Origin of the sequence: Pseudomonas sp. AL10, assembly GCF_029960685.1 — a bacterium.
GTDB lineage: Bacteria > Pseudomonadota > Gammaproteobacteria > Pseudomonadales > Pseudomonadaceae > Aquipseudomonas > Aquipseudomonas lactis.
The window spans coordinates 19779-41977 of the sequence record NZ_JASBQZ010000045.1; the positions used below are offsets into that span (position 1 = coordinate 19779).

The following is a 22199-nucleotide window of genomic DNA, read 5'->3' on the forward strand; positions in this document are numbered from 1 at the left end:
CACCCAACGGTAACCACGATGCGAAGCGAGCCGCTCCTGATCTTGCTCTGCTTTTGATCTCAGGCGCCCCGTTAAACCACGCTGGCCGAACGCAGGCTTGAATTCGTGGGTAACCCGGCAGGACGCCGGGTTAGCCGCCCCGCGCCATGGATGGCGCGTGGCGGCGGCCCACGGATTCAAGCCTGCGTTCGGGCACACCGAGCCCAAGCGAGGTGCCGAGTGGTGGGGCAAGAGCCCTTTGGTTACTTTGGGGCTTTTCCAAAGTGACCCGCTGTCAGAGCGGAACCCTAAGTGGCCGTTACCTAAATAACGGATATGTACCCGGTCCAACGGTGTTGACTGCCAGGCCGCTATCGCAGGCAAGCCAGCTCCCACATTTGGATGGTCGCGTGTCAGGTAGATAAGCGCCAGCTATCAGTCCGTCACGGGAGCAAGCTCCCTCGCCACAGGTCCAGCGTCAGCTCTAAATTGTGTAGATACCTATGGCTATCACAGGCAAGCCAACTCCCACACTTAACCTGGGGTAAAACTCAACCGTTGCGGCACATCCACATCCCACAGCACGCCAGGATCATCCACCTGCACGCCCCGCACCTGCGCTTGCGCAAACAAAGGCTTCGCGCCACGGTCCCCGGTCAACGCCATCAATGCAGGCCCACATACACGCGCGAAAGCCACCGGATGTCCAAACTGCCCGGCATGCACCGGCACAGTGATTCTCCCCGGGTCGGCCAGCACACGCTCAACCGTCGCGGATCGAATAAACGGCATATCCCCCAGCACCACTAGCCAACCCTCTGCCCAAGCGCTGGCGGCAACAGCTGCGGCAATGCTGTCGCCCATCCCGGCCGATTCCAAAAGCAGGACCTTGCAACCATGCGCCTCAGCCAACCGAATCACCTCACGGCGCTCCGGCAAGGTCACCACCCAGCGCTCAACAAGCGTCGCCGGCAGATTCACCAGGACCTGCTCGATAACCGGTCGGGTAACCCCATCCAACCCCACACACGCGGCGAGCAACTTGTCTTGATCAGCTCCAGCTTCAGCCCGAAAACGACTGCCCTGCCCCGCCGCCAGCACAATTGCGGTCACCGTCACTCGGCCACCACTGCCAACGGCTTTTTCTGCATCGGTGCCACCCCGTTCTTGATCGCAACAATTTCCGCCATCAGCGACAGCGCAATTTCCGCCGGCGTATGGCTGCCGATGTGCAGGCCGATCGGCCCGTGCAAACGCGCGATGGCCTCCGCCGACAAGCCCAGCGCAGCCAGGTTCTCCCGACGCTTCTGGGTATTGACCCGCGAACCCAGGGCGCCGATATAGAACGCCGTGGAGTTCAGCGCCGTCAGCAACGCCATGTCATCCAGACGTGGATCGTGGGTGAGGCAGACAATGGCCGTGCGTTCATCGGTATGAATATTCAACACCGCCTCGTCGGGCATGCCCGGCACAAAGCGGCCATGCTGGTCTTCCCAGCCGTAGACGAACTCTTCGCGGGGGTCGCAGATCAGCACTTCGAAATCCAGCAGACGTGCCATTTGCGCTACGTAACGCGACAGCTGCCCGGCGCCGATCAACAGCAGGCGCCAGCGCGGGCCATAGATGGCGCGCAAGCGTTCACCGTCGAAGCTCACCACGTCGGTCTTGCTGGCGGCGCTCAAGGTCACCTCGCCGGTGGCCAGGTTCAGCTCGCGAGCGACAATCTGATGATCTTCACAACGCGCCAGCAGCGCTTCGACCCAACCCCACTCCTCCACGCGCTCCTCGGTGAGCCGCAGGGTGCCGCCGCAGGGCAGGCCAAAACGTGCGGCCTCATCGCGTGTGACGCCGTAGGTCACCAACTGCACGGGCGGGCCATCAGCAGGCAAGCGGCCGTCCTGCAGACGCGCGATCAAGTCATCCTCGATGCAACCGCCCGACACAGAGCCAATCACCACGCCATCACCGCGCAGGGCCAGCATCGCCCCCGGCGGGCGCGGCGCGCTGCCCCAGGTTTGCACCACGCTGTACAACATCACGCGCTGCCCGGCGCGGCGCCATTGCAGCACGCTGCGCAGGACGTTCAGATCCACACTGTCCATCAGGCCTCCGGTAAGTACTGTCGCGCTCACTGTAAACCAAAAATATCCGTTGTATCCCGCCAGAAACGCAAACGCCCCGAACCAGTCGGGGCGTTTGCCGATAGCGTTGGCGTCAGTTCACGCCAGCAGCCACTTACTTGACGACAGGCGCCGGGCCTTCAGCCACGCCCAGGTCATCGAGCTCGCGGGTTTCGGAGATACCGGTACCGCCAGACGCCAGCTCGCTTTGCAGCTTGTCGGTGTCCAGCTCCTTGACCCACTTGGCCACAACGATGGTGGCAACGGCGTTACCCACCAGGTTGGTCAGCGCACGGGCTTCGGACATGAAGCGGTCGATACCCAGGATCAGCGCCAGGCCGGCAACTGGCAGGTGGCCGACGGCCGACAGGGTGGCAGCCAATACGATGAAACCCGAACCGGTCACGCCAGCCGCGCCTTTGGACGACAGCAGCAACACCAGCAGCAGGGTGATCTGGTGGGTGATGTCCATGTGGGTGTCGGTCGCCTGAGCGATGAACACGGCCGCCATGGTCAGGTAGATCGACGTACCGTCGAGGTTGAAGGAGTAACCGGTTGGAATCACCAGGCCGACCACGGACTTCTTCGCGCCCAGACGCTCCATCTTGATCAGCATGCGTGGCAGTGCGGATTCCGAAGAAGAGGTGCCCAGTACGATCAGCAGTTCCTCACGGATGTAGCGGATCAGCTTCAACACGCTGAAACCGTGAGCGCGGCAGATAGCGCCCAGCACCAGCACCACGAACAGGATGCAGGTGATGTAGAAGCAGATCATCAATTGGCCCAGTTGCACCAGCGAACCTACACCGTAGGCGCCGATGGTGAACGCCATGGCACCCAGGGCACCGATTGGCGCGAGCTTCATGATCATGTTGATGATGTTGAACATCACGTGGGCGAAGCGATCGATGAAGTCCAGCACCGGCTTGCCATAGGCACCCAGGCGGTGCAGGGCGAAACCGAAGATCACCGAGAACATCAGCACTTGCAGGATGTCGCCATTGGCGAACGCGCCGACGATGGTGTTCGGGATGACGTTGAGGATAAAGCCCACGATGCTCTGGTCTTTACCGGCGGTGACGTAGGCCGCCACTTTGGAAGCATCCAGGGTCGCGACGTCGATGTGCATGCCGGCGCCCGGCTGCACCACGTTGACCACGACCAGGCCAATCAGCAGAGCGATAGTGGAAACGATTTCGAAGTAGAGCAGCGCGTAGCCGCCGGTCTTGCCCACCGACTTCATGCTTTGCATGCCAGCGATGCCGCTGACCACGGTACAGAAGATGATCGGGGCGATGACCATTTTGATCAGCTTGATAAAGCCGTCACCCAGTGGCTTGAGGGCCACGCCGGTCTGCGGGTAGAAGTGGCCGAGCAAGATACCGATAACGATTGCGACGATCACCTGGAAATACAGGGATTTGTAGATTGGCTGACGAGTCGTCATTGCAAAGTTCCTCAATCGTCCCGTGTGGCAAATATCCGCCATTGCCCACGGCACTTGAATTGCGAACCCTCCTGCACTGGAGGGATTTGTTGTTTGCCAAGCCTGTAGGAACAAGCCTGCGCTGTAATCCCTATCGCAAACAGCGTGCCACTTTGCTTAAACGCGCTGAAGGCCTTTAGACATCAGGGCTTGGGTTTTACGGGCGACTCCGAGGCGTGCAACAAGGTGGCGGATTTCCGCCCACTCACCCTGTCTCGTCCTACAATTTGGCGGATATCCGCCTTGTCGCCCCGCCGTGTGATGGCTACCATCCGCCACTCCATGGATGAGGCCCTCGCATGCGTGAACGTACCATCGCCAGCCATTACGCCCGAGCGGCCCTCGGCGGTGCGCGCCGAGTCGGTTTTGACTACTCGGGGGTGTTGCACCAGGTGGGCATTACCCCAGAACTGCTGACCGAGCCGCGCGCCCGCATCGCTCCAGAACAATTTACCCGCTTGTTGCAAATGCTCTGGCTGGGGCTGGATGACGAATACCTGGGGTTTGCCGAAGGGCCGAGCAAACGTGGCACTTTTGCCATGATGTGCCACGCGCTGATTCATTGCCGCACGCTGGAAAAGGCGCTGGAGCGCGGCTTATTGTTTTATAGCCTGTTCCCGCAAGGCCCGCGCTGGCAGCTGACGAAAGAAGGCGACATGGCGCGCCTGAGCCTGGACGACTCGCAGCTATGGGACCCGGACCACTTTCTCAGTGAATGCCTGCTGGTGATCTGGCATCGGCTGGGCAGTTGGTTGATCGGCCAGCGTATCCGGCTGCAGCAGGCCACCTTCAGTTACCCGATGCCGGCCCATGCCGGTGAATACGACCTGCTGTTCCCCTGCCCCCAGGTGTTCGGTGCGCCGACCAGCAGCCTGGTGTTTCCCAGCCGCTACCTGAGCTTGCCGCTGTTGCAGGATGAACGCACCCTCAAGCACTTCTTGCAGCGCTCCCCTGCCGACTTGTTATCCAGGCCGGATGAAGGCGACAGCCTGAGCAGCCAGCTGCGCCGCCTGCTGAGCCGCGACCGCACACCCTGGCCAGACCTGGAAGCCGTCGCCCAGCACTTGCACATCAGCCCACAGACCCTGCGCCGGCATCTGCGCGAAGAAGGCACGAGTTTTCAGGCATTGAAGGATGAGTTACGCCGGGATATCGCCATTTACCACTTGGGGCGGGCGGATTTGTCTTTGCAGGAGATCGCCGAACAATTGGGGTTTTCCGAACCATCGGCGTTTCATCGGGCGTTCAAGAAGTGGACGGGGTTGACGCCGGGGGCCTACAGAGCGCAGGAGAGTTAGAGGTGTATCGACTGGGAGGGCCTGTTCGCGGGCAAGCCAGCTCCCACACTGTTTCGCAGGGTGTCAGATATTGGCGCGCAGGATGCTATCGGGTAGCGCTTCACCACGTTCGACACTTGCTGCTACAGCCGCGATCAAACCCTCCAGCTCATAGCCCTGCCCCGCCAGCCACGCTTGATCATAATAGGTCGTGGCATAACGCTCTCCGCCATCGCACAAGATCGCGACAATCGACCCCGACGCCCCCGACGCTTTCATCTGTTGCGCCGCCATCAGGGCACCGATCAGATTGGTACCGCTGGAACCGCCAACCCGTCGCCCCAAACGCTGCGCCAGGTAATGCATGGCCGCCAGGGATAATGCATCTGGCACCTTGACCATGGCATCAATCACCGCCGGCAGAAACGATGCCTCCACCCGAGGCCGACCAATCCCTTCAATCCGCGAGCCACAGTCCAGGCGCAGGCTCGCGTCACCGCTTTGGTAGAAATCGAAGAACACCGAGCGTTCGGCATCGGCACACAACACTCGCGTGCAATGCTGGCGATAACGCACATAGCGACCCAGGGTCGCGGTGGTGCCGCCGGTGCCAGGGCTGGAAATCAGCCAACTCGGCTCCGGGTGCTGTTCAAAACGCATCTGCTGGAAGATCGACTCGGCAATATTGTTGTTCGCCCGCCAGTCGGTGGCACGTTCGGCGTAGGTGAACTGGTCCATGAAGTGACCACCGCTTTCCTGGGCCAGGCGTTCGGACTCGGCGTAGATCTGCGTCGGGTCCTGGACCAGATGGCTTTTGCCCCCGTAGAAGGCAATTTGGGCGATCTTCTCTTGAGATGTAGTTGCGGGCATGACGGCAATAAACGGCAAGCCAAGCAAGCGCGCGAAGTAGGCTTCCGAGATCGCCGTGGAGCCGCTGGACGCTTCGATAACGGGGGCGCCCGGCTTGAGCCAGCCGTTGCACAGCGCATACAGAAACAGCGAGCGCGCCAACCGGTGTTTCAAGCTGCCAGTGGGGTGGCTGGACTCATCCTTGAAGTACAACTCGATGCCTGGCAAACCCGGTAATGGCAGCGGGATCAGGTGGGTATCGGCGCTGCGCTGGAAGTCCGCTTCAATGATGCGAATGGCTTCGCGGGCCCAGGTACGGTGGTCGCTCATGGTGGCTTCTCTAAAGGTTTTCAGCGGTGATCTTAAGATGTTTCCTACACTCCACACAGATACAGTGACGACGCAATTGGACACACAATTGCTAGTCTTTGGCTCACCGATGTCCCGGGCCATCTCTTATAACAAATAAGAATATAACTTTTGTTTTAACAACTAACGGTACGGGTTAGGGTACCCACCTATTGAACCTGGATTGGAGAGCATCCCTTGCCTCTGCGTAGCACTTTCACCCGTTTCTTCCAGCTGGAAGCCGCCAGTGGCCTGTTGTTGATCGCCGCTGCTGCCTTGGCGCTGATTATCAACAACTCACCGTTGTCGCACCTGTACAACGCCTTTCTCGACACGCCAGTGGTTGCACAGGTTGGCGCGCTGAAAATCGCCAAGCCGGCGCTGCTTTGGATCAACGATGGCTTGATGGCCCTGTTCTTCCTGCTGATCGGCCTGGAGGTCAAGCGCGAGCTTTTGGATGGCCACCTGTCCAAGCCTTCCCAAGTGGTGCTGCCTGGCGCAGCGGCCATCGGCGGCATGGTGGTGCCGGCGCTGATCTACTGGGCGCTGAACAAGGACAACCCCGCCGCCCTGGCTGGCTGGGCGATCCCTATGGCCACCGACATTGCCTTTGCGCTGGGCGTTTTAGCCCTGCTGGGCAAGCGCGTACCGGTGTCGCTGAAGCTGTTCCTGATGACCCTGGCAATCATTGATGACCTTGGGGCCATCATCGTCATTGCCCTGTTCTATTCCGCAGACCTGTCCACCGCATCCCTGGCGGGCGCGGGGGCGTGCTTGATTGCGCTGATTGCGATGAACCGCCTGGGCGTGATCAAGCTGGGGCCGTATATGATCATCGGCCTGATCCTGTGGGTGTGCGTGCTCAAGAGCGGTGTACATGCGACGTTGGCGGGTGTAACCCTGGCGTTCTGCATTCCACTGCGCACCAAGAATGCCGAAACCTCGCCGCTGCTGAGCCTGGAACACGCCCTGCACCCATGGGTGGCCTACGCCATCCTGCCGCTGTTCGCGTTCGCCAACGCCGGGGTCTCTCTGACGGGCGTCAGCCTGGAAAGCTTCACCCACTCCGTGCCCATGGGCATCGCCGCCGGCCTGTTGATCGGCAAGACCGTCGGTGTGTTCGGCCTCACCTGGCTGGCGATCAAGACCGGCATCGCCTCACTGCCCAGCGGCGCCAATTGGGGCCAGGTAATGGGCGTGGCGATCCTGTGCGGGATCGGCTTCACCATGAGCCTGTTCGTCGGCTCCCTGGCGTTTGTGCCAGGCGCCAGTGAGTTTGCCGGTGAAGACCGCATGGGGATTCTGACCGGATCGATCCTGGCAGCCTTTATCGGGTATGCGGTAACGGCGATGGCAAGCCGCAAGAAAGCGATCGTTGCATGATTGAAGTAGGAGCGAGCTTGCTCGCGAAAAACTTACAGGCGCCGCGTTCATTGAGCACGCGTTATCGTTATCGTTAACGTTTTTCGCGAGCAAGCTCGCTCCTACAAAAAAACCCCCAACCGGTCACCCGGTTGGGGGTTTTTCTTCGCCTGTAGTTTAAGGCTTAGCGAGTCACGCGGCTGGTACCGTCGACGGTCATGATGCGTACGCGGTCGCCAATGCGGAAGATTTCATTTTCCTGCACGGCTTGTACGTAGGCGCGCATGCTGCCGTCGTCTTCGCGCACGGTGATTTCCACGCCCTGGGTGCGGGTCAGGCCTTCTTCAGTGGCCGAGCCCAGCAGGCCGCCCGCAACTGCGCCGATCACAGCAGTGACGATGCTGCCACGGCCGCCACCGATGGCGCTACCGCCAACGCCGCCGATGACCGCGCCCGCAGCGCCGCCGATTGGGGTTTTGGTGCCTTCGATTTTCACTGGACGCAGGGATTCGATGGTGCCCATGCGAACGGTCTGTACACGACGCGCCTCATCACGAGAGTACGAGTCGCCGGTCAGACTCGAGGCGCAGCCACCCAACAACAACGACAGGGTGGTAAAGCAGGCAACTAGTAAAACGGACTTACGCATAGCATCAACTCCAAAGGACAGGTATTCATTAAACGCTGTGACTTGGCGCGTGTCACGGCGCGCCAGGCAGAAACTTGCTTTCATTCAGCCTGAGTACAGACTGCCAGCACCAGAGAACTCGACGAACGGTAACCAAGCCAGGGTACAGAACGATGCCATAACCGGCTCGATCAGTGTAGCCGCACAGCCGAAAGCGCTCGAAGTCTCTTGAACAAAGACTTCGACGCAACGGTGTTGATTCAGGTGGGATGACGAAAGGTGCCGCTCAGGGCGCCAGGCGCTCGCGGGACCATTGGCCGTCCTGCAAACGGTAGTTGAGGCGATCATGCAGGCGGCTGGCGCGGCCTTGCCAGAACTCGATGCGCTCGGGCAGTAAACGGTACCCTCCCCAATGCTCTGGGCAATCGGGCTGGGTATCGCTGAAACGCTCTTCAGTGGCCTTGAGCAGCGCCTGCAGCTCTTCGCGATCACGGATGACCTTGCTCTGCGGAGAAGCCCAAGCGCCCAGGCGGCTGCCCAACGGGCGCACCTGGTAATAAGCATCCGACTCTTCAGGCGTGACCTTGACCACGCGCCCTTCAATGCGTACCTGGCGCTCCAGGGTTGGCCAGAAGAAGGTCATGGCCGCGAACGGCCGCGCCGCGAGTTGTTCACCCTTGGCGCTCTGATAGTTGGTGAAGAAGGTAAAGCCCTGTGCATCCAGACCCTTGAGCAGCAGGATGCGGCAGTGCGGGCGACCGTCATGGTCGACCGTCGCCAACGTCATGGCATTGGCCTCCACTGGCGGCTGTTCGGTTTTAACCGCATCGCCAAACCATTGGTGGAACAACGCAAACGGCTCGTCCGGGGCCTGGGCCTCGCTCAAACCGTCCCGTGTGTAGTCACGGCGCATATCGGCCAGTGCCTGGGTCATGCGGCTTTATCCTTGTGGTTCAACAGCTCAGTTTTTCGCCTGGTCGTTCGAAGCGGGTGCCGCCTTGGCTTTTGCAGTAGCCGGCTTCTTGGCAGCCGGCTTGGCCGCAGCCTTTTTAGCCGCTGGCTTGGCGGCCGCTTTCTTGGCCGTGGCCTTTTTGGCAGGCGCTTTTGCCGCCGGTGCTGGCGCAGGCACATTCTGCACCGCGACCATTTCAGCTACGGGCGGAGTTTTGCCCGAGTTGTACTTGCTCAGCAGTGCCAACATCGTTGTACGCTGAGTGAACATGATTTCCATGCGACGGTTCAGCGCACGCCCCTGATTGCTGTCGTTGGCGGCACGCGGCATAAGGTCGCCCATGCCACGCAGCATCAAGCGATCCTGTTTCAGACCACTCAGGCTGAAAATCGAGGCAATGGACTGCGCACGTTCCTTGCTCAACGCCTGGCTGGCGGGAGCGCTGCCAGTGGCATCAACGTGGCCCAGCACCAGTACGGCGGTTTTCGGGTCAGCTTCAACGGCCTTGGCCACCCGCGTGAACGGGCCCAGGGTCACCGGCAGCAACATGGCCGGGCGCTTGGGGTTGTAGGAACCGTCTACCGGGGCAATCACCACCAGGGTGTTGTCACGGCGCTCAAGTTGCAGGTTGCTGTCCTTGATGGCCGCACGCAGGCGTGGTTCGTATTCGTCCAGCCAGGCTTGGGTGATCTTCGGGTCAGGCATTTGTACGTTGGTCACGTCGACCTTGGCCAACGGCTTTGGCTTGCTTTCGAACGGCCACCACCAACGCGGCTCGCTGTCGGTCTTGGCGACGACAGGCGCTACGTCCGAGGCCGGCGTTGCGGCCTTGAGGTCGGCTTTCAAGTCAGCCTTGGCGTCGGCAGCTTTTTCTTCGGCGCTCTTGGTGGAGAACGGCCACCAGCTGTAACCGGTGTCAGCCTTGGCAGGCGCTGCTGCAGCGGCGACAGGTTCAACAGGCTTGGCACCCGCGGTCGGCTTGGCGTCGGGCTTGGCGTCGGGCTTGGCATCCGGCTTGGCGTCGATCTGAGCCACTGGATCCTTGGTTGCCGCTTTGTCAGATCCAAATGACCACCAATGCCCACCTTCGGCATCATTTTGTGGAGTTTGTGCACAACCCGTAATAGTGAGGCACAGCGCCAGTGCCAAAGACTTGTTCGATAACATGAGATATCCACAAAATGAGAAAAAACAGGGGGTCGCGGGACCCGTTAAACAGACGCTAAAAGAACATTCAAGTTACAACATGTCGTTCAGCATCTTTTTTATACTTGCCTTTGTAACAAAAAATTGTGAAACAGCAAGGGGTTTATAGACAACCGGCCAATATTCCGACCAACTTCTGGGCACGCGGGTCCATAAGTACGTAAGGCCCCAGGGTATTAGTCACAAAACCGAAGGCTACATCATGTTCAGGGTCGGCAAAGCCGACTGAGCCCCCTGCCCCTGGATGCCCGAATGCACGGGGCCCAAGGCCGAACGTGGCATTGGGCAACTGCGGTTGATCCAACATGCAGCCCAGGCCGAAGCGGGTTTGGGTCAATAAGGTTTTATCCAGCCCGATACTGTGCTCGCGGGTCAATTGTTCGAGCATGTCGCTTTCCAGCAAACTACCGTCCAACAAACCACTATAAAACCCGGCCAGGCTGCGCGCATTACCGTGGCCATTCGCCGCAGGCTGCTGCATGCGTCGCCATTCGGGCTTATTAGTGCTGGTCAAAATAGACGGTGGGTTGGCAAATGCACGGGTAGTCATCGCCGCAGGCTCGCGCATCATTACTTGAAGTAACCGTTGCGCGGCTTCATCACCCATAGTGCCCTTGCTGCGCGCGATATGGGCGACGCGATAAAACTCTTCATCCGCCAAGCCCACATGGAAGTCCAGCCCCAATGGGCGTGCCACCCGCGCCACGATCGACTCCCCCGGCCCGCGCCCATCGGCGCGGCGCAACAGTTCGCCAACCAGCCAGCCGTAGGTGATCGCCTCATAGCCATGGCCCTGGCCCGGGGTCCACCACGGGGCCTCGGCCGCCAGGGTATCGACCATCAATTGCCAGTCATACAGGGCTTCGGTGGGCAGCATTTCGCGGATGGCGGGCAGCCCGGCCTGGTGGCAGAGCAACTGGCGCAGCGTGATCGTTTCCTTGCCAGCAGCGGCAAACTCCGGCCAGTAATCGGCCACCGGCGCATCGAGCTTGAGCTTGCCTTCGGCCACCAGTTGCAGGGCCGTCACTGCCGTGAAGGTCTTGGTGCAGGAGAACAGGTTGACGATGGTATCGCTGTGCCAGGCCTCGGCACCGTCCTTGTCGGCAGTACCGGCCCACAGGTCGACGACGGTTTGCCCGCCAACCTGGATGCACAGCCCGGCACCACGCTCCTGAGGATCATCGAACAGGGCGGCGAAGGCTTCGCGCACCGCTTCGAACTGCAGCTCGTAATGACCCTGAATCTGCACCTAAGTCCCCTCGGAAAACACCATGAAAAGTGGTCGCCATTCTTTCAGCCATTGTAGGTTTTGTGAACCCGTCAACGGTGAATCAATGCCCATTCCCAGCGTGCCCACCAGCATGCCCAGCGCCCTGCCCCGCGCCTTTGCCGTCGCGCCCCGGCTTGCCGGCTTCACTTTCACGCATCGCTTGGGTGGCCTTGGCTTTTTGCGCCTCACGGCCCAACTGGTCGAGCGCGGCCAGGTTGCTCTTGCGCACCGTCTCGACAAAGCCCTGGAACGGTACATCGGTGATGCCGACCAGGCCGAAATGGCCGTTTTCACCATCCAGCAGACGCCCGGTGACCGGCTGGTCCAGGTACTGGAACCAGTGCACCCCGACAATCGACGGCTCGGCCACGGCCTGCTTGAGGAAGGTGGTGTAAGCCGCGCCACGGTCTTCTTCGCGGGCCAGTTGCGTCACGCCGCCCCAGAACGGGCCGCGGTCGGCAGAGCCAAAGTTGAATTCGGTGATCAGTACCGGTTTGTCCAGCGCACGCAGCGCGGCGAAGTCGTAACCGTCCTGGGGTTTCAAGGTGTACATGTTGAAGCTCAGCACATCGCAATACTGCGCGCACGAAGCGACCGCTTCCGGCGTACTCACCGCAAAGCGACCGCCCAGCAACAGCTGGTTGGGCGCATGCCACTTCAGCGAGTCGGAGATGGTTTTGAAGTAAGCATCGGCGAAGGTCTTCTGGAAATACTTGAAGTCGGCTTCGATTTCCGGGTGCTCAGGGCTAGGCATCGGCGGCTCAAAACCTGGGTCTTCCATCAGTTCCCAACCGGCCAGTTGAATGCCCCAGGCTTTGGAAAGGCCTTCTTCATTGCGGTATTTGTCGCGCAGTTGCTTGAGGAAAGCGCGCTTGGCCGGGACGTCGGTGGTCATGCGCAGGGTGCCGTAGGCCAGGGCGTAACGGGATTTGGCATCGTCGCCGGGGCCGGCCCAGGCCAATTCGTTGTCGGCAAAGAAGCCGATCAACCACGGGTCGTCACGGTGATCGCGTGCCGCGATGGCCACGGCGCGTTCGGTGGCCATGGCAAAGCGCGGGTCAAACGGATCAGGCATACCGCCCCACCAGTCGGTGCCGGTGCTGATACTGGCATAGTCACCGACAATCGACAGCGGCAAGGTGTACGGCACGCGGTCGGCAGTGGCCAGGTCCGGATCGCTCCAGTTGCCCACGGTGTTGAAACCCCAGGCTTGCAGGCGATCAAGGGTATGGGTCACCCAGCGTGGCTGGTCCAACGCGTCACCGCCGTAAGTGCGTTGCAGGTTGGCAGCATAGAAATCGTACCAACGCCCCGAGCCAAAGCCGCGACCTTCGCCGGCACCGTTGCCGGTGCGGCTGTCGTCGCTGCCGTAGTACTTGTCAAAGGGTTCGCCGGCCTTGGGCAGCGCCGCAAACATCCACTCGCGCCCCGCCACGTAGGTCTGGCTGTTGTCCGGCGCCACGGTGTTCACCCCCAGGGAGTAGAACGGATGCCCGTCCGGCGTCACCAGGTACCAGCGGCCGTCGCGCTTCTGGGTGCGGAAAAAACCGCTGGCGTCGAAGCCCGGGCCCTTTTTCCAGCCGCCGTATTGATCCAGGGAGGACTTGTCGCGCTCGGCCAGCCAGGCCTTGAGCTGCTGTTGTTCCTTGGCAGCCGATGCCTTGAGTTGCTCGTCGCTGCTGACCTTTTCCGGCCAGCGTGCACGGGTGGACTGACCATAGGCATCCACCAGTTCAGTGTAGGCGGCCTTCAATACCGGCGCGCTGTCCTGCACACCGAAGCGCTCCAGCAGGATGCTCTGGGCGGCATTGGGCTTGAGCATCGACAAGGTCACCGATACCACCTGGCTACGGTCGATTTCCCCGGCACTGGCGGCCAGCAACACCCGCTGGCCATCAACGGTCATTGGCATCGGCGGGCCGGCCTTCATGCCCTGGCTCAGGGGGGAATTGGCTTGCAGCGGGACGAGCAGCGTCTGGGCCGGGCCGGCCGGCAGGTCGATGCGGCTGACGAGCGTCTTGCCGTCGGCGCTCTGCACCTTGACGTAAAGGGTCAGCGCCCAGTTCATCGCGCTCTGGATACGCAGGCTCATGGCACTCGATTGCGACCAATCCCACGTCCCCGTCTGCGGGCTGAGCACCAGGCTCGGCTCGGCCGCTGGGTTGAAGGTGATGCGGCGCAGCACCTCGCCTTCGGGGGTTTGTTCGGCGTTGTATTGCGGCAGGCTGGCGTCCTGGGTCGCCACCTTGACCACATCGGCAGGCCTGACGAAGTTGAACAGCGTTTGTTGCCCCTCGGGCGCCGCCATCAACGGCGCAGCGAACAGCAGGGCAAAAAGAGCGGGCAGCGTGCGGATCATACGAACAAAGTTCTCCCAAACGGCCGATGACTGGCCTGACGATAGTGATGAGATAGACCACGCAGTGGGCGAATCCGCCCACAGTGGCTTAAGAAATTTCGCGCCTGAACGGCGGCAAGGCATTGAGGATCGCCTTGCCATAGCGCTGGGTAACCAGGCGCCGATCGAGCAAAGTGATGGTGCCGCGGTCTTCTTCGGTACGCAGCAGCCGCCCGCAGGCCTGTACCAGCTTCAGTGAAGCATCTGGCACCGAAATTTCCATAAACGGGTTACCACCTCGGGCTTCGATCCACTCGGCCAGTGCGGCCTCGACCGGGTCATCCGGCACCGAGAACGGGATCTTGGCGATCACCACGTGTTCGCAGTAAGCGCCGGGCAAGTCCACGCCTTCGGCAAAACTGGCCAGGCCGAACAACACGCTGGAATCCCCACCGTCGACCCGCGCCTTGTGCTTGTTCAGGGTTTCCTGTTTGGACAGGTTGCCCTGGATAAACACCTGCTTGCGCCAGTCGCGGTCGAGGCCGTCGAACACGTCCTGCATCTGCTTGCGCGACGAGAACAGCACCAGGGTGCCGCGGGAGCCTTCTACCAGCGACGGCAGATCGCGAATGATCGCCGCCGTGTGCGCGGCCGCGTCCCGTGGGTCGGCCTTGAGGTCTGGTACCCGCAGCACGCCGGCGTCAGCGTGATGAAACGGGCTGGGCACCACGGCGGTAACGGCCTTTTTCGGCAGGCCGGCGCGCATGCGGAATCGGTCAAAAGTGCCCAGGGCTGTCAGCGTGGCCGAGGTCACCAGGCAGCCGTAGGCGACGTTCCACAGGTTGCGGCGCAGCATTTCGGCGGCGAGGATCGGACTGGCGTTGACCTCGATATCGAACAGCGCACCGCTTTCCGACAGCGTCAGCCAACGGGCCATGGGCGGGTTGTCTTCCGGGTCTTCGACGGTAAAGGCGGTCCACAGCTCCCAATTGCCTTGGGAACGAGACAGCAGGCTGCCGAACAAGGGGTACCACTCTTCGGCCTGGTTACTGGCGATGCCGATATTGACCTCGCCATCCATGCCTTCCTTGAGCAAGTCCGTCAGGCGCGTGAACAGGTCGGTGAGGCGTGAAAAGCCTTTCTTCAGCTCGATGCCCATTTCGCGCATGTGCTCGGGGATCATCCCGCCGACAAAACGATGGCGCGGGCGCTCGCGGCCCTCGACGTCTTCACCGGGCTTGAAGTCCGCCACCTGCTCGCAGGCGCTGAACATGAACTGCTGCTGGGTCTTGATCTCGCGCGCCAGCTCCGGCACTTGCTCGATCAGCTTGCCCAAGTCGCCGGGCAACGGGTGCTGGGCCAGCAACTTGGTGAGATTCTTGGCGGTGGTTTCCAGCCAGTCGGCCGTGGAACGCAGGCGCGTGTAATGGGCGAAATGGCCAATGGCCTTGTCTGGCAGGTGGTGACCCTCGTCGAAGACGTAGAGGGTGTCGCGGGGGTCGGGCAGTACCGCACCGCCGCCCAGGGCCAGGTCAGCCAATACCATGTCGTGGTTGGTGACGATGACGTCCACTTTGCCCATGCCTTCGCGCGCCTTGTAGAAGGCGCACTGGCCGAAGTTGGGGCAGTGGCGGTTGGTGCATTGGCTGTGGTCGGTGGTCAGGCGCGCCCAGTCGGAGTCTTCCAGGGCAGTGGGCCAGCTGTCGCGGTCGCCGTCCCATTTGTTGCCGGCCAGCTTCTCGATCATGCTGGTAAACAGCTTCTGGCTGACCTCATCCACCTCGATCTTGAAGCCTTCTTCTTCGAACAAGGAGGCGGTGGCGGTTTGGGCGTGGCCTTCCTGCAGCAATACGTCGAGCTTGGACAGGCACATGTAGCGGCCACGGCCCTTGGCCAGGGCGAAGGTAAAGCTCAAGCCGCTGTTGCGCATCAGGTCGGGCAAGTCTTTGTAGACAATCTGCTCTTGCAGCGCGACGGTGGCGGTGGCGATCACCAGGCGCTTGCCAGCGGCCTTGGCCGTGGGGATCGCGGCCAGGCTGTAGGCCACGGTCTTGCCGGTACCGGTACCGGCCTCGACGGCTACTACCGCAGGCTCACCCTCGCGGCGGCCTTCGTCGTCGGTGTCGATATCCCCGAGGACTTTTGCCACTTCGGCGATCATCAGGCGTTGGCCGTAGCGCGGTTTCAAGCTTTTGGCTTCGAGAAAACGCGAATAGGCGCCCTGGATCGTGGTTTTGAGTTCAGTGCTGATCATGGATAGTCGGGCGCAAAAAACGCTGGATAAATTTTCAGTGGTTCGGATCGGCCGCTATCATACCCCGCTAATTAATCCCGCGCAGAACGGAGTACCACAATGACCGCGTTTAGCCTCGCTTATACCCTGCATGTACTGGCCGCCTTGATCTGGGTCGGCGGTATGTTTTTCGCCTGGATGATCCTGCGCCCCGCCGCCATGGCGGCACTTGAGGGCCCTGCCCGGCTCAAGCTATGGGCAAATGTGTTTCAACGTTTTTTTGTGTGGGTATGGGTGGCGGTGGTGCTTTTGCCGATCAGCGGCATGGGTTTGCTGCACCTGCGCTTCAGTGGTTTTGAAACCGCGCCGCGCTATGTGCAGGTGATGATGGGCTTGTACCTGGTGATGACGGCGCTGTTTATCCGCATCCAGGCGTTGAAGTTCCCGGAGCTGAAGGCAGCGGTGGCAGCTGAAGATTGGCCGGCGGGCGCGGCTGCGCTGGGGCAGATTCGCAAGTTGGTGGGGATTAACTTGATTGTCGGATTGGTGGTGGTGGCAGTGGCTTCGGCTCGGCCGATGTTCTGAGGCGAGCCTTACACCGCTATCGCGGGCAAGCCCGGCTCCCACACTGGAATGCATTCCAAATGTGGGAGCCGGGCTTGCCTGCGATAGCGTCAGGCCAGGCGACTCAGAGCCGCTGGATAGTCACAGACCCCGCAGGCCCAGCCGGCCCCGGTTGCCCCTCCAACCCTGGCCGGCCCTTTTCGCCGCCGTCCGCGCGGTATACCAGGCAGCCCTTGGACTGCCCGCCCTTGCCGGGTTTGCCCGCAACCCCAGCCAGGCCACCGGGCCCGCCATCGACCCAGACCTTGATCTGTTCAGCCGGGAACGCCTGCGGCAACTCCAGGCGTACCTGCGCGCCCGCCGCCCCTGGCCGGCCATCGCCGCCGTTATCGCCATTAAAACCGCGCCCGGCTGAGCCCCAGGTGCAACCCGGGTCAACGCCGTTGGCACCGTCCAGGCCCGCATATCCTTGGGCGCCGGCGCCACCACGGGCATCTACCGAAAGCGCTTCGGCAGTCAGCGAGTTAATGCGCAAGGTCAGGTCACGCCCAGCCTTGGCGGGTTTTTCGTGGGTGCCGGGAGCGCCCCGAGAGGTGATCTGGCTACCGTGCTCCAACTGCGCATCGCGCACTTGCATTTGCAGTGCGGTATTGCCGGGAACAATGGTGATGCGTGCGTCGCGCCCCAAGTGCAGCTCATCCACCGTAACCTGGCTGATGGTGGCCGGAATCAGCAAGGTGCCGTAATCCGCCACGTCCAGACGCTCGAGCTGCAACACGCTGGTGCTGCTGGGCAAGCGCATCAATGAATTGGTTTCGACACTGACGCTCTGGGCCAGGGCAACGGGGCTGACCAACAGGGCCAGCAGAAAAACCTTACGCATCATGGGGCTCCTGAGTGTTTTCAAATTTTTCTTTGAGCGCACAGTAACGACTTCTACAGGCGATTTGCCAGTGAAGGATCAAAAAACTTCAGTTCTCCCCCGGCGGCTATCGACCGCCGCGCTCTAGGCCCACGCGCCCAGCCGCGCTAGTCTCTACGGTCTTGATGCGAGGATCTGCAATGACCGCTGGAATTTCTGCCCGTACGCCCCAACAAGCCTTGGCGGCCCTGCTGGACCTTCACAGGCCAAAACGCCTGTTATTAGTGGGCGCCAGCCATTTTCCGGCGCTGGATGCCTTCAAAGCTGCGCACCCGGATACCGAGGTGTTCTATGCCCCGCCAGGGCCGTTGCCGGAAAACCTCGCGGTGCAGCGCTTTGACCTCGCGCTGGTGGTCGACTGCCTGGAGCACCTGACCAAACCCCAAGGCCTGACCCTGCTCGGTGGCATTCGTAACCTCAATGCCAGCCGCATCGCCGTGCTGGCCGACCTGGGCGCCTGCGACTGGAAGGACACCGACTTTTTCTCCCTGGCCCTGCAAGCCGGCGAACGCTTCCAACGCGATGATCAGGTACTGACGCTGTTTACCTATGATCTGCTTGACTATAAACAGGTGCCGGACTGGCTCAACGCCCGCTTCTGGGCCAACCCGGAAAACTTCGGAAAGTATTGGTGGTAACCCGATGAGTACATCCATTTGCCCGTGCGGCAGTGGCAATCTGCTGGATGCCTGCTGCGGCCATTATCACGCCGGCCACCCGGCCCCCTGCGCCAGCGCGTTGATGCGCTCGCGCTACAGCGCCTATGTGCTGGGCCTGGTCGATTACCTGGTCGCCACTACATTGCCTGCGCAACAGGCCGGCCTGGACCGCGACGCCATTGCCGCCTGGAGTGCCAAAAGCACCTGGCTGGGCCTGGAGGTTGAAAGCTCCGAGGTGTTCGGCGGCCAGCCGGAACACGCCTTTGTCACCTTTACGGCGCGCTGGCATGACGCTACCGGTGAACATAGTCACCGCGAGCAGTCTTCTTTCGTACAGAATGAAGGGCGCTGGTACTTCATCGACCCTACGGTAGAAGTGAAGGCCGGACGTAACGATGCCTGTTTGTGTGGCAGTGGGCAGAAATTCAAGAAGTGCTGTTCCAGCTACTTCTAATCACTGGACGGGGATAACGCCATGCTTCGGATGTATAGCTTGATGCTGGCGTTGACCCTGGGCCTGACCGGCTGCGCGTCCTGGTTCGAAGACGACGCGCCGCCGCCCCACGTTGCCCTGGTCAAGGTCGAAGTGGTACGGGCCAAGCTGCTGGAGCAGAAATTCAAGCTGTACTTTCGCGTGGACAACCGCGACGACGCCGACCTGACCGTGCGCGGCCTGGTCTACAAGGTCAGCCTGGGCAACCTGGTGTTGACCGAAGGCGAGTCCAACGAGTGGCTGACCGTACCGCCACGCGGGCATAAATTCTTCAAGGTCTCGGTGCGCACCAACCTCTGGCCACAGGTGCGTGAGGTGGTGCAGATGCTGAAAAATCCCGACCGGCCCGTGCCTTATCGTCTGGAAGGCGAACTGAAAACCGGATTATTCATCGGTAATGACGTGCAGGTGGCACACAATGGCGAGATAATCCCCGGCGATTTTATTCCGGAGCAACATCGATGACACAGCAACCCCATGTCCATGGTCCTAACTGCAACCACGATCATGACCACCATGATCACGACCACGGCCATGTCCACGGCCCGAACTGCGGCCACGCTCACCAAGAGCCGGTGCGCAATGCGTTGAAGGACGTCGGTCGCAACGACCCCTGCCCGTGCGGCAGCGAGAAGAAATTCAAGAAGTGCCACGGCGCTTAAACCGCACGTGTAGGAGCGAGCTTGCTCGCGAAAAACGTCAACGATTACGCGTGTTTCCTGAATAAACACAGCGCCCATGGGTTTCTCGCGAGCAAGCTCGCTCCTACAAAGCCTTAAACCAGCCCCCACCTCAATGGGCGGCTGTTTCAAGTTCTCACGCAATTGCCAAAACTCCCGCTTGCGTCGTTTCGCCGCGCTCACTAACGTAGCGCCTTTACTGACGCTACCCCCCGCAGGAGCTTTGCCATGGCCTCGCCAGCCCTCTTACATTTTCTTCCCCGGTTCGGCGTTGCCGCGGCAGTGGTCAGTGCCTTGGGCCTGGCCGGTTGCCAGCTCCAGAACACCCAGGACACCCTGCCGCCCGTTGCTGGCGTGCAGCCGATCAAGGGCCTGGCACAGAATGTGTCGGTGCGCCGCAATGCCCAAGGCATGCCGCTGATCGAAAGCAACACTTTCCACGATGCTCTGTTCAGCCTCGGTTACGTGCACGCCAGCGACCGCATCACCCAGATGGTCACTCTGCGCCTGCTGGCTCAGGGCCGTCTGGCGGAAATGTCGGGCCCGCAAGTGCTGGATGTCGACCGCTTCATGCGGGCGGTCAACCTCAAGAAAAGCGCTGGCGAGTTGTACAATGCCTCATCGCCACGCCTCAAACGCTTCTTTGAAGTGTATGCCCGAGGCGTCAACGCCTACCTGTTCCGCTACCGCGACAAGCTGCCGGCGGACCTGGCCCAGAGCGGCTACAAGCCCGAGTACTGGAAGCCGGAAGATTCGGCGCTGCTGTTCTGCCTGCTCAATTTCAGCCAGTCGAGCAACCTGCAGGGGGAGCTCTCGTCCCTGGTGCTGGCGCAAAAGGTCGGCGTCGACAAACTCGCCTGGCTCACCCCAAGCGCACCGGACGAACCTGTCCCGCTGGCCGAAGCCGACAAGCTCAAAGGCGTCAACCTGAGCCAGATCACCGGCCTCGCCGGGCTGGAAACCGTAGGCCAGCAATTGCGCAGCCTCAACGCCCTGAGTGTCACCACCTCAAGCAACTGGGCCATTGGCCCGCAACGCAGCCGCAGCGCCAAGAGCCTGTTGGCCAACGACATCGCCGCGCAGCCACAAGCACCGTCGCCGTGGAACTACGTGCAGATTCGTGCGCCCAAATACCAGGCCGCCGGTGCTTCGATTGCCGGCCTGCCGACCCTGCTCTCCGGTTTCAACGGCAAAGTGGCGTGGAGCATGAGCGCGGTCAAGGGCGACACCCAGGACCTGTTCCTGGAGAAGGTCAAACGCCAGGGCAACGCGCTGTACTACGAGAACAACGGCAAATGGCTGCCGGCCGGCGTGCGCAACGAAACCTTCTTCATCAAGGGCCAGCGCTCGATTCGCGAAGTGGTGTACGAAACCCGCCACGGCGCCCTGCTCAACAGCAGCCAGGCGCTCACCAGCGGTCTTGGCCTGGCCTTGCAAACCGCCGACTTCAAGGACGACAAGAGCCTGGATGCATTCTTCGACCTGTCCCGCGCACAAAACGCTGGCAAAGCCTCGGATGCCACCCGCGAGATTCGCGCCATAGCCTTGAACATGATCTTCGCCGACGCCAGCAACATCGGCTGGCAAGTCACCGGCCGCTTCCCCAACCGCCGAGAAGGCGAAGGCCTGTTGCCATCGCCGGGCTGGGACACGCGCTTTGACTGGGACGGCTACGCCGACGCGATGCTGCACCCGTACGACCAAGACCCGGCCCAGGGCTGGATCGGCACCGCCAACCAGCGCACCGCACCGCGTGGCTACGGCATGCAACTGTCCAACGCCTGGGATGCACCGGAACGCAGCGAACGCCTGGCGCAACTGGCTAACGCCGGCAAGCATGACAGCCGCAGCCTGATTGCCATGCAATACGACCAGACCACCCTCTTCGCCGCCAAGCTCAAGAATATGTTCCAGGCGCCGGGCATGGCCCAGCCCCTCAAGCAGGCCATCGATGCATTGCCGGCAGCGGAACGCGCCAAGGCCCGCGAAGCACTCGAGCGCCTGATGGCCTTCGATGGTCGACTGGCGACCACCTCGGCTGACGCGGCGATCTATGAACTGTTCCTGCAAGAAAGCGCCCGGCAAATCTTCCTCGACAAACTCGGCCCGGAAAACAGCGCCAGCTGGAAAGCCTTCGTCAGCAACGCCAGCCTGTCCTACTCGGCCATCGCCGACCACCTGCTGGGCCGTGAAGACAGCCCGTTCTGGGATGACACGCGTACCGCGCAAAAAGAAGACAAACCCGCGATCCTGGCCCGCACCCTGGCCGCCGCCATCACTACTGGCGACAGCCAATTGGGCGCCGATCACAAGGCCTGGCAGTGGGGCAAGCTGCACAGCACCACCTGGAAAAACACCAGCGGCCAGGTCATCCGCGGCCCCTTCGCCAGCGGTGGCGATCACAACACCCTGAACCCGGCACCGTACACCTGGGGCCAGGATTTCAACGCGACCCAAGTATCGGCGCTGCGCATGATCATCGACTTCGGCCAGGCGGAACCAATGATGGGCCAGAGCGGCATCGGCCAATCCGGCAACCCGGCCAGCCCGAACTATGCCAACGGCATCGACCCGTCGTTGAAGGCGCAATATCTGAGCTTTCCGATGCAGCCGCAGAACTTTGAGAAGGTGTACGGCAAGACAAGGTTGACCCTGACGCCTGGTAAGTAAACCGGGTTTCCACTGACGAAACCGGATAACCCTGTGTGGCTTGCCTGCGATAGCAGCCGAGTAACCACGATGCGAAGCGAGCCGCTCTTGATCTTGCTCTTGATCTGTTTGTGATCTTGATCTCAGGCGCCCCGTTAAACCACGCTGGCCGAACGCAGGCTTG

Annotated in this window: 19 protein-coding genes; 8 read left to right on the plus strand and 11 right to left on the minus strand. The window is 61.4% G+C overall.

Translation table 11 applies throughout. From position 1 onward, the window contains the following. Positions 1-513 precede the first annotated feature (513 nt). From QK296_RS25390 to QK296_RS25400, 3 genes are all read right to left on the minus strand, one after another. Positions 514-1098, minus strand: coding sequence for a nucleotidyltransferase family protein (locus QK296_RS25390; RefSeq protein WP_057711887.1), 585 nt, complete (start codon positions 1096-1098; stop codon positions 514-516). Continuing rightward, the gene (locus QK296_RS25395) at positions 1095-2081 is read right to left on the minus strand and encodes an XdhC family protein (RefSeq protein WP_034134930.1); all 987 of its coding nucleotides are present in this window, start codon (positions 2079-2081) and stop codon (positions 1095-1097) included. The genes QK296_RS25390 and QK296_RS25395 overlap by 4 nt, the downstream gene beginning before the upstream one ends. A 133-nt stretch (positions 2082-2214) precedes the next feature. Next, positions 2215-3546: a dicarboxylate/amino acid:cation symporter gene (locus QK296_RS25400; protein WP_003189258.1), complete on the minus strand. Its 1332-nt coding sequence runs from the start codon at positions 3544-3546 to the stop codon at positions 2215-2217. 338 nt (positions 3547-3884) lie between these two features. Here QK296_RS25400 and QK296_RS25405 point away from each other — a divergent pair, with 338 nt between their 5' ends. Continuing rightward, on the plus strand, positions 3885-4883 hold the full coding sequence (locus QK296_RS25405) for an AraC family transcriptional regulator (RefSeq protein ID WP_003189256.1): 999 nt from the start codon (positions 3885-3887) through the stop codon (positions 4881-4883). 63 nt (positions 4884-4946) lie between these two features. On the opposite strand, the gene QK296_RS25410 is transcribed toward QK296_RS25405, so the two are convergent. After that, the gene (locus tag QK296_RS25410; protein WP_003189254.1) at positions 4947-6041 is read right to left on the minus strand and encodes a PLP-dependent cysteine synthase family protein; all 1095 of its coding nucleotides are present in this window, start codon (positions 6039-6041) and stop codon (positions 4947-4949) included. A gap of 216 nt (positions 6042-6257) precedes the next feature. Here QK296_RS25410 and nhaA point away from each other — a divergent pair, with 216 nt between their 5' ends. After that, complete coding sequence (gene nhaA / locus QK296_RS25415; RefSeq protein WP_003189252.1) at positions 6258-7442, plus strand: Na+/H+ antiporter NhaA; 1185 nt, start codon at positions 6258-6260, stop codon at positions 7440-7442. A 163-nt stretch (positions 7443-7605) separates the two neighbouring features. Here the strand turns inward: nhaA and QK296_RS25420 are convergent, their stop codons facing one another. From QK296_RS25420 to dinG, 6 genes are all read right to left on the minus strand, one after another. Then, positions 7606-8070, minus strand: a complete 465-nt coding sequence (locus tag QK296_RS25420) for a glycine zipper 2TM domain-containing protein (RefSeq protein ID WP_003189251.1) — start codon at positions 8068-8070, stop codon at positions 7606-7608. Positions 8071-8335: 265 nt separating this feature from the next. Continuing rightward, on the minus strand, positions 8336-8983 hold the full coding sequence (gene pdxH / locus QK296_RS25425; RefSeq protein ID WP_094775250.1) for a pyridoxamine 5'-phosphate oxidase: 648 nt from the start codon (positions 8981-8983) through the stop codon (positions 8336-8338). A 27-nt stretch (positions 8984-9010) separates the two neighbouring features. Beyond that, positions 9011-10168: an OmpA family protein gene (locus QK296_RS25430; protein ID WP_282391717.1), complete on the minus strand. Its 1158-nt coding sequence runs from the start codon at positions 10166-10168 to the stop codon at positions 9011-9013. 142 nt (positions 10169-10310) lie between these two features. Then, complete coding sequence (locus QK296_RS25435) at positions 10311-11456, minus strand: serine hydrolase domain-containing protein (RefSeq protein WP_057711882.1); 1146 nt, start codon at positions 11454-11456, stop codon at positions 10311-10313. 82 nt (positions 11457-11538) lie between these two features. Then, the gene (locus tag QK296_RS25440; RefSeq protein WP_169855413.1) at positions 11539-13836 is read right to left on the minus strand and encodes a beta-galactosidase; all 2298 of its coding nucleotides are present in this window, start codon (positions 13834-13836) and stop codon (positions 11539-11541) included. A gap of 88 nt (positions 13837-13924) precedes the next feature. Continuing rightward, positions 13925-16069 carry an ATP-dependent DNA helicase DinG gene (gene dinG / locus QK296_RS25445; RefSeq protein ID WP_003189244.1) on the minus strand — a complete coding sequence of 715 codons (2145 nt, stop codon included), beginning with the start codon at positions 16067-16069 and terminating at the stop codon, positions 13925-13927. Between the two features lie 99 nt (positions 16070-16168). Between dinG and QK296_RS25450 the strand changes: the two genes are divergently transcribed. Then, on the plus strand, positions 16169-16633 hold the full coding sequence (locus tag QK296_RS25450; protein ID WP_003189242.1) for a CopD family protein: 465 nt from the start codon (positions 16169-16171) through the stop codon (positions 16631-16633). A 103-nt stretch (positions 16634-16736) separates the two neighbouring features. Here QK296_RS25450 and QK296_RS25455 read toward each other — a convergent pair whose 3' ends face one another. Then, positions 16737-17495 carry a collagen-like triple helix repeat-containing protein gene (locus QK296_RS25455; RefSeq protein ID WP_032900445.1) on the minus strand — a complete coding sequence of 253 codons (759 nt, stop codon included), beginning with the start codon at positions 17493-17495 and terminating at the stop codon, positions 16737-16739. A gap of 179 nt (positions 17496-17674) precedes the next feature. Between QK296_RS25455 and QK296_RS25460 the strand changes: the two genes are divergently transcribed. The 5 genes from QK296_RS25460 to QK296_RS25480 all read left to right on the plus strand — a co-directional run bounded on the left by QK296_RS25460 (position 17675) and on the right by QK296_RS25480 (position 22036). Further along, positions 17675-18172 carry a DUF6231 family protein gene (locus QK296_RS25460; protein WP_034134824.1) on the plus strand — a complete coding sequence of 166 codons (498 nt, stop codon included), beginning with the start codon at positions 17675-17677 and terminating at the stop codon, positions 18170-18172. Between the two features lie 4 nt (positions 18173-18176). After that, positions 18177-18647, plus strand: coding sequence for a YchJ family protein (locus tag QK296_RS25465; protein WP_282391721.1), 471 nt, complete (start codon positions 18177-18179; stop codon positions 18645-18647). 21 nt (positions 18648-18668) lie between these two features. Further along, positions 18669-19151, plus strand: a complete 483-nt coding sequence (locus tag QK296_RS25470; RefSeq protein WP_003189237.1) for an LEA type 2 family protein — start codon at positions 18669-18671, stop codon at positions 19149-19151. After that, a complete protein-coding gene (locus QK296_RS25475; RefSeq protein ID WP_282391723.1) occupies positions 19148-19348 on the plus strand; it encodes an SEC-C metal-binding domain-containing protein in 201 nt (66 codons plus the stop codon). The genes QK296_RS25470 and QK296_RS25475 overlap by 4 nt, the downstream gene beginning before the upstream one ends. A gap of 246 nt (positions 19349-19594) precedes the next feature. Beyond that, positions 19595-22036 (plus strand): penicillin acylase family protein, encoded by a 2442-nt coding sequence (locus tag QK296_RS25480; protein WP_282391724.1) that lies wholly within the window; start codon positions 19595-19597, stop codon positions 22034-22036. Positions 22037-22199 lie beyond the last annotated feature (163 nt).

What these genes read in the sequence shown, in the direction of transcription:
- QK296_RS25395 (WP_034134930.1), bottom strand. Translation starts at nt 2,081, where the DNA reads ATGGACAGTGTGGATCTGAACGTCCTGCGCAGCGTGCTGCAATGGCGC.
- QK296_RS25400 (WP_003189258.1), bottom strand. Translation starts at nt 3,546, where the DNA reads ATGACGACTCGTCAGCCAATCTACAAATCCCTGTATTTCCAGGTGATC.
- QK296_RS25405 (WP_003189256.1), top strand. Translation starts at nt 3,885, where the DNA reads ATGCGTGAACGTACCATCGCCAGCCATTACGCCCGAGCGGCCCTCGGC.
- QK296_RS25410 (WP_003189254.1), bottom strand. Translation starts at nt 6,041, where the DNA reads ATGAGCGACCACCGTACCTGGGCCCGCGAAGCCATTCGCATCATTGAA.
- QK296_RS25420 (WP_003189251.1), bottom strand. Translation starts at nt 8,070, where the DNA reads ATGCGTAAGTCCGTTTTACTAGTTGCCTGCTTTACCACCCTGTCGTTG.
- pdxH (WP_094775250.1), bottom strand. Translation starts at nt 8,983, where the DNA reads ATGACCCAGGCACTGGCCGATATGCGCCGTGACTACACACGGGACGGT.
- QK296_RS25430 (WP_282391717.1), bottom strand. Translation starts at nt 10,168, where the DNA reads ATGTTATCGAACAAGTCTTTGGCACTGGCGCTGTGCCTCACTATTACG.
- QK296_RS25440 (WP_169855413.1), bottom strand. Translation starts at nt 13,836, where the DNA reads ATGATCCGCACGCTGCCCGCTCTTTTTGCCCTGCTGTTCGCTGCGCCG.
- dinG (WP_003189244.1), bottom strand. Translation starts at nt 16,069, where the DNA reads ATGATCAGCACTGAACTCAAAACCACGATCCAGGGCGCCTATTCGCGT.
- QK296_RS25450 (WP_003189242.1), top strand. Translation starts at nt 16,169, where the DNA reads ATGACCGCGTTTAGCCTCGCTTATACCCTGCATGTACTGGCCGCCTTG.
- QK296_RS25455 (WP_032900445.1), bottom strand. Translation starts at nt 17,495, where the DNA reads ATGCGTAAGGTTTTTCTGCTGGCCCTGTTGGTCAGCCCCGTTGCCCTG.
- QK296_RS25460 (WP_034134824.1), top strand. Translation starts at nt 17,675, where the DNA reads ATGACCGCTGGAATTTCTGCCCGTACGCCCCAACAAGCCTTGGCGGCC.
- QK296_RS25465 (WP_282391721.1), top strand. Translation starts at nt 18,177, where the DNA reads ATGAGTACATCCATTTGCCCGTGCGGCAGTGGCAATCTGCTGGATGCC.
- QK296_RS25470 (WP_003189237.1), top strand. Translation starts at nt 18,669, where the DNA reads ATGCTTCGGATGTATAGCTTGATGCTGGCGTTGACCCTGGGCCTGACC.
- QK296_RS25475 (WP_282391723.1), top strand. Translation starts at nt 19,148, where the DNA reads ATGACACAGCAACCCCATGTCCATGGTCCTAACTGCAACCACGATCAT.
- QK296_RS25480 (WP_282391724.1), top strand. Translation starts at nt 19,595, where the DNA reads ATGGCCTCGCCAGCCCTCTTACATTTTCTTCCCCGGTTCGGCGTTGCC.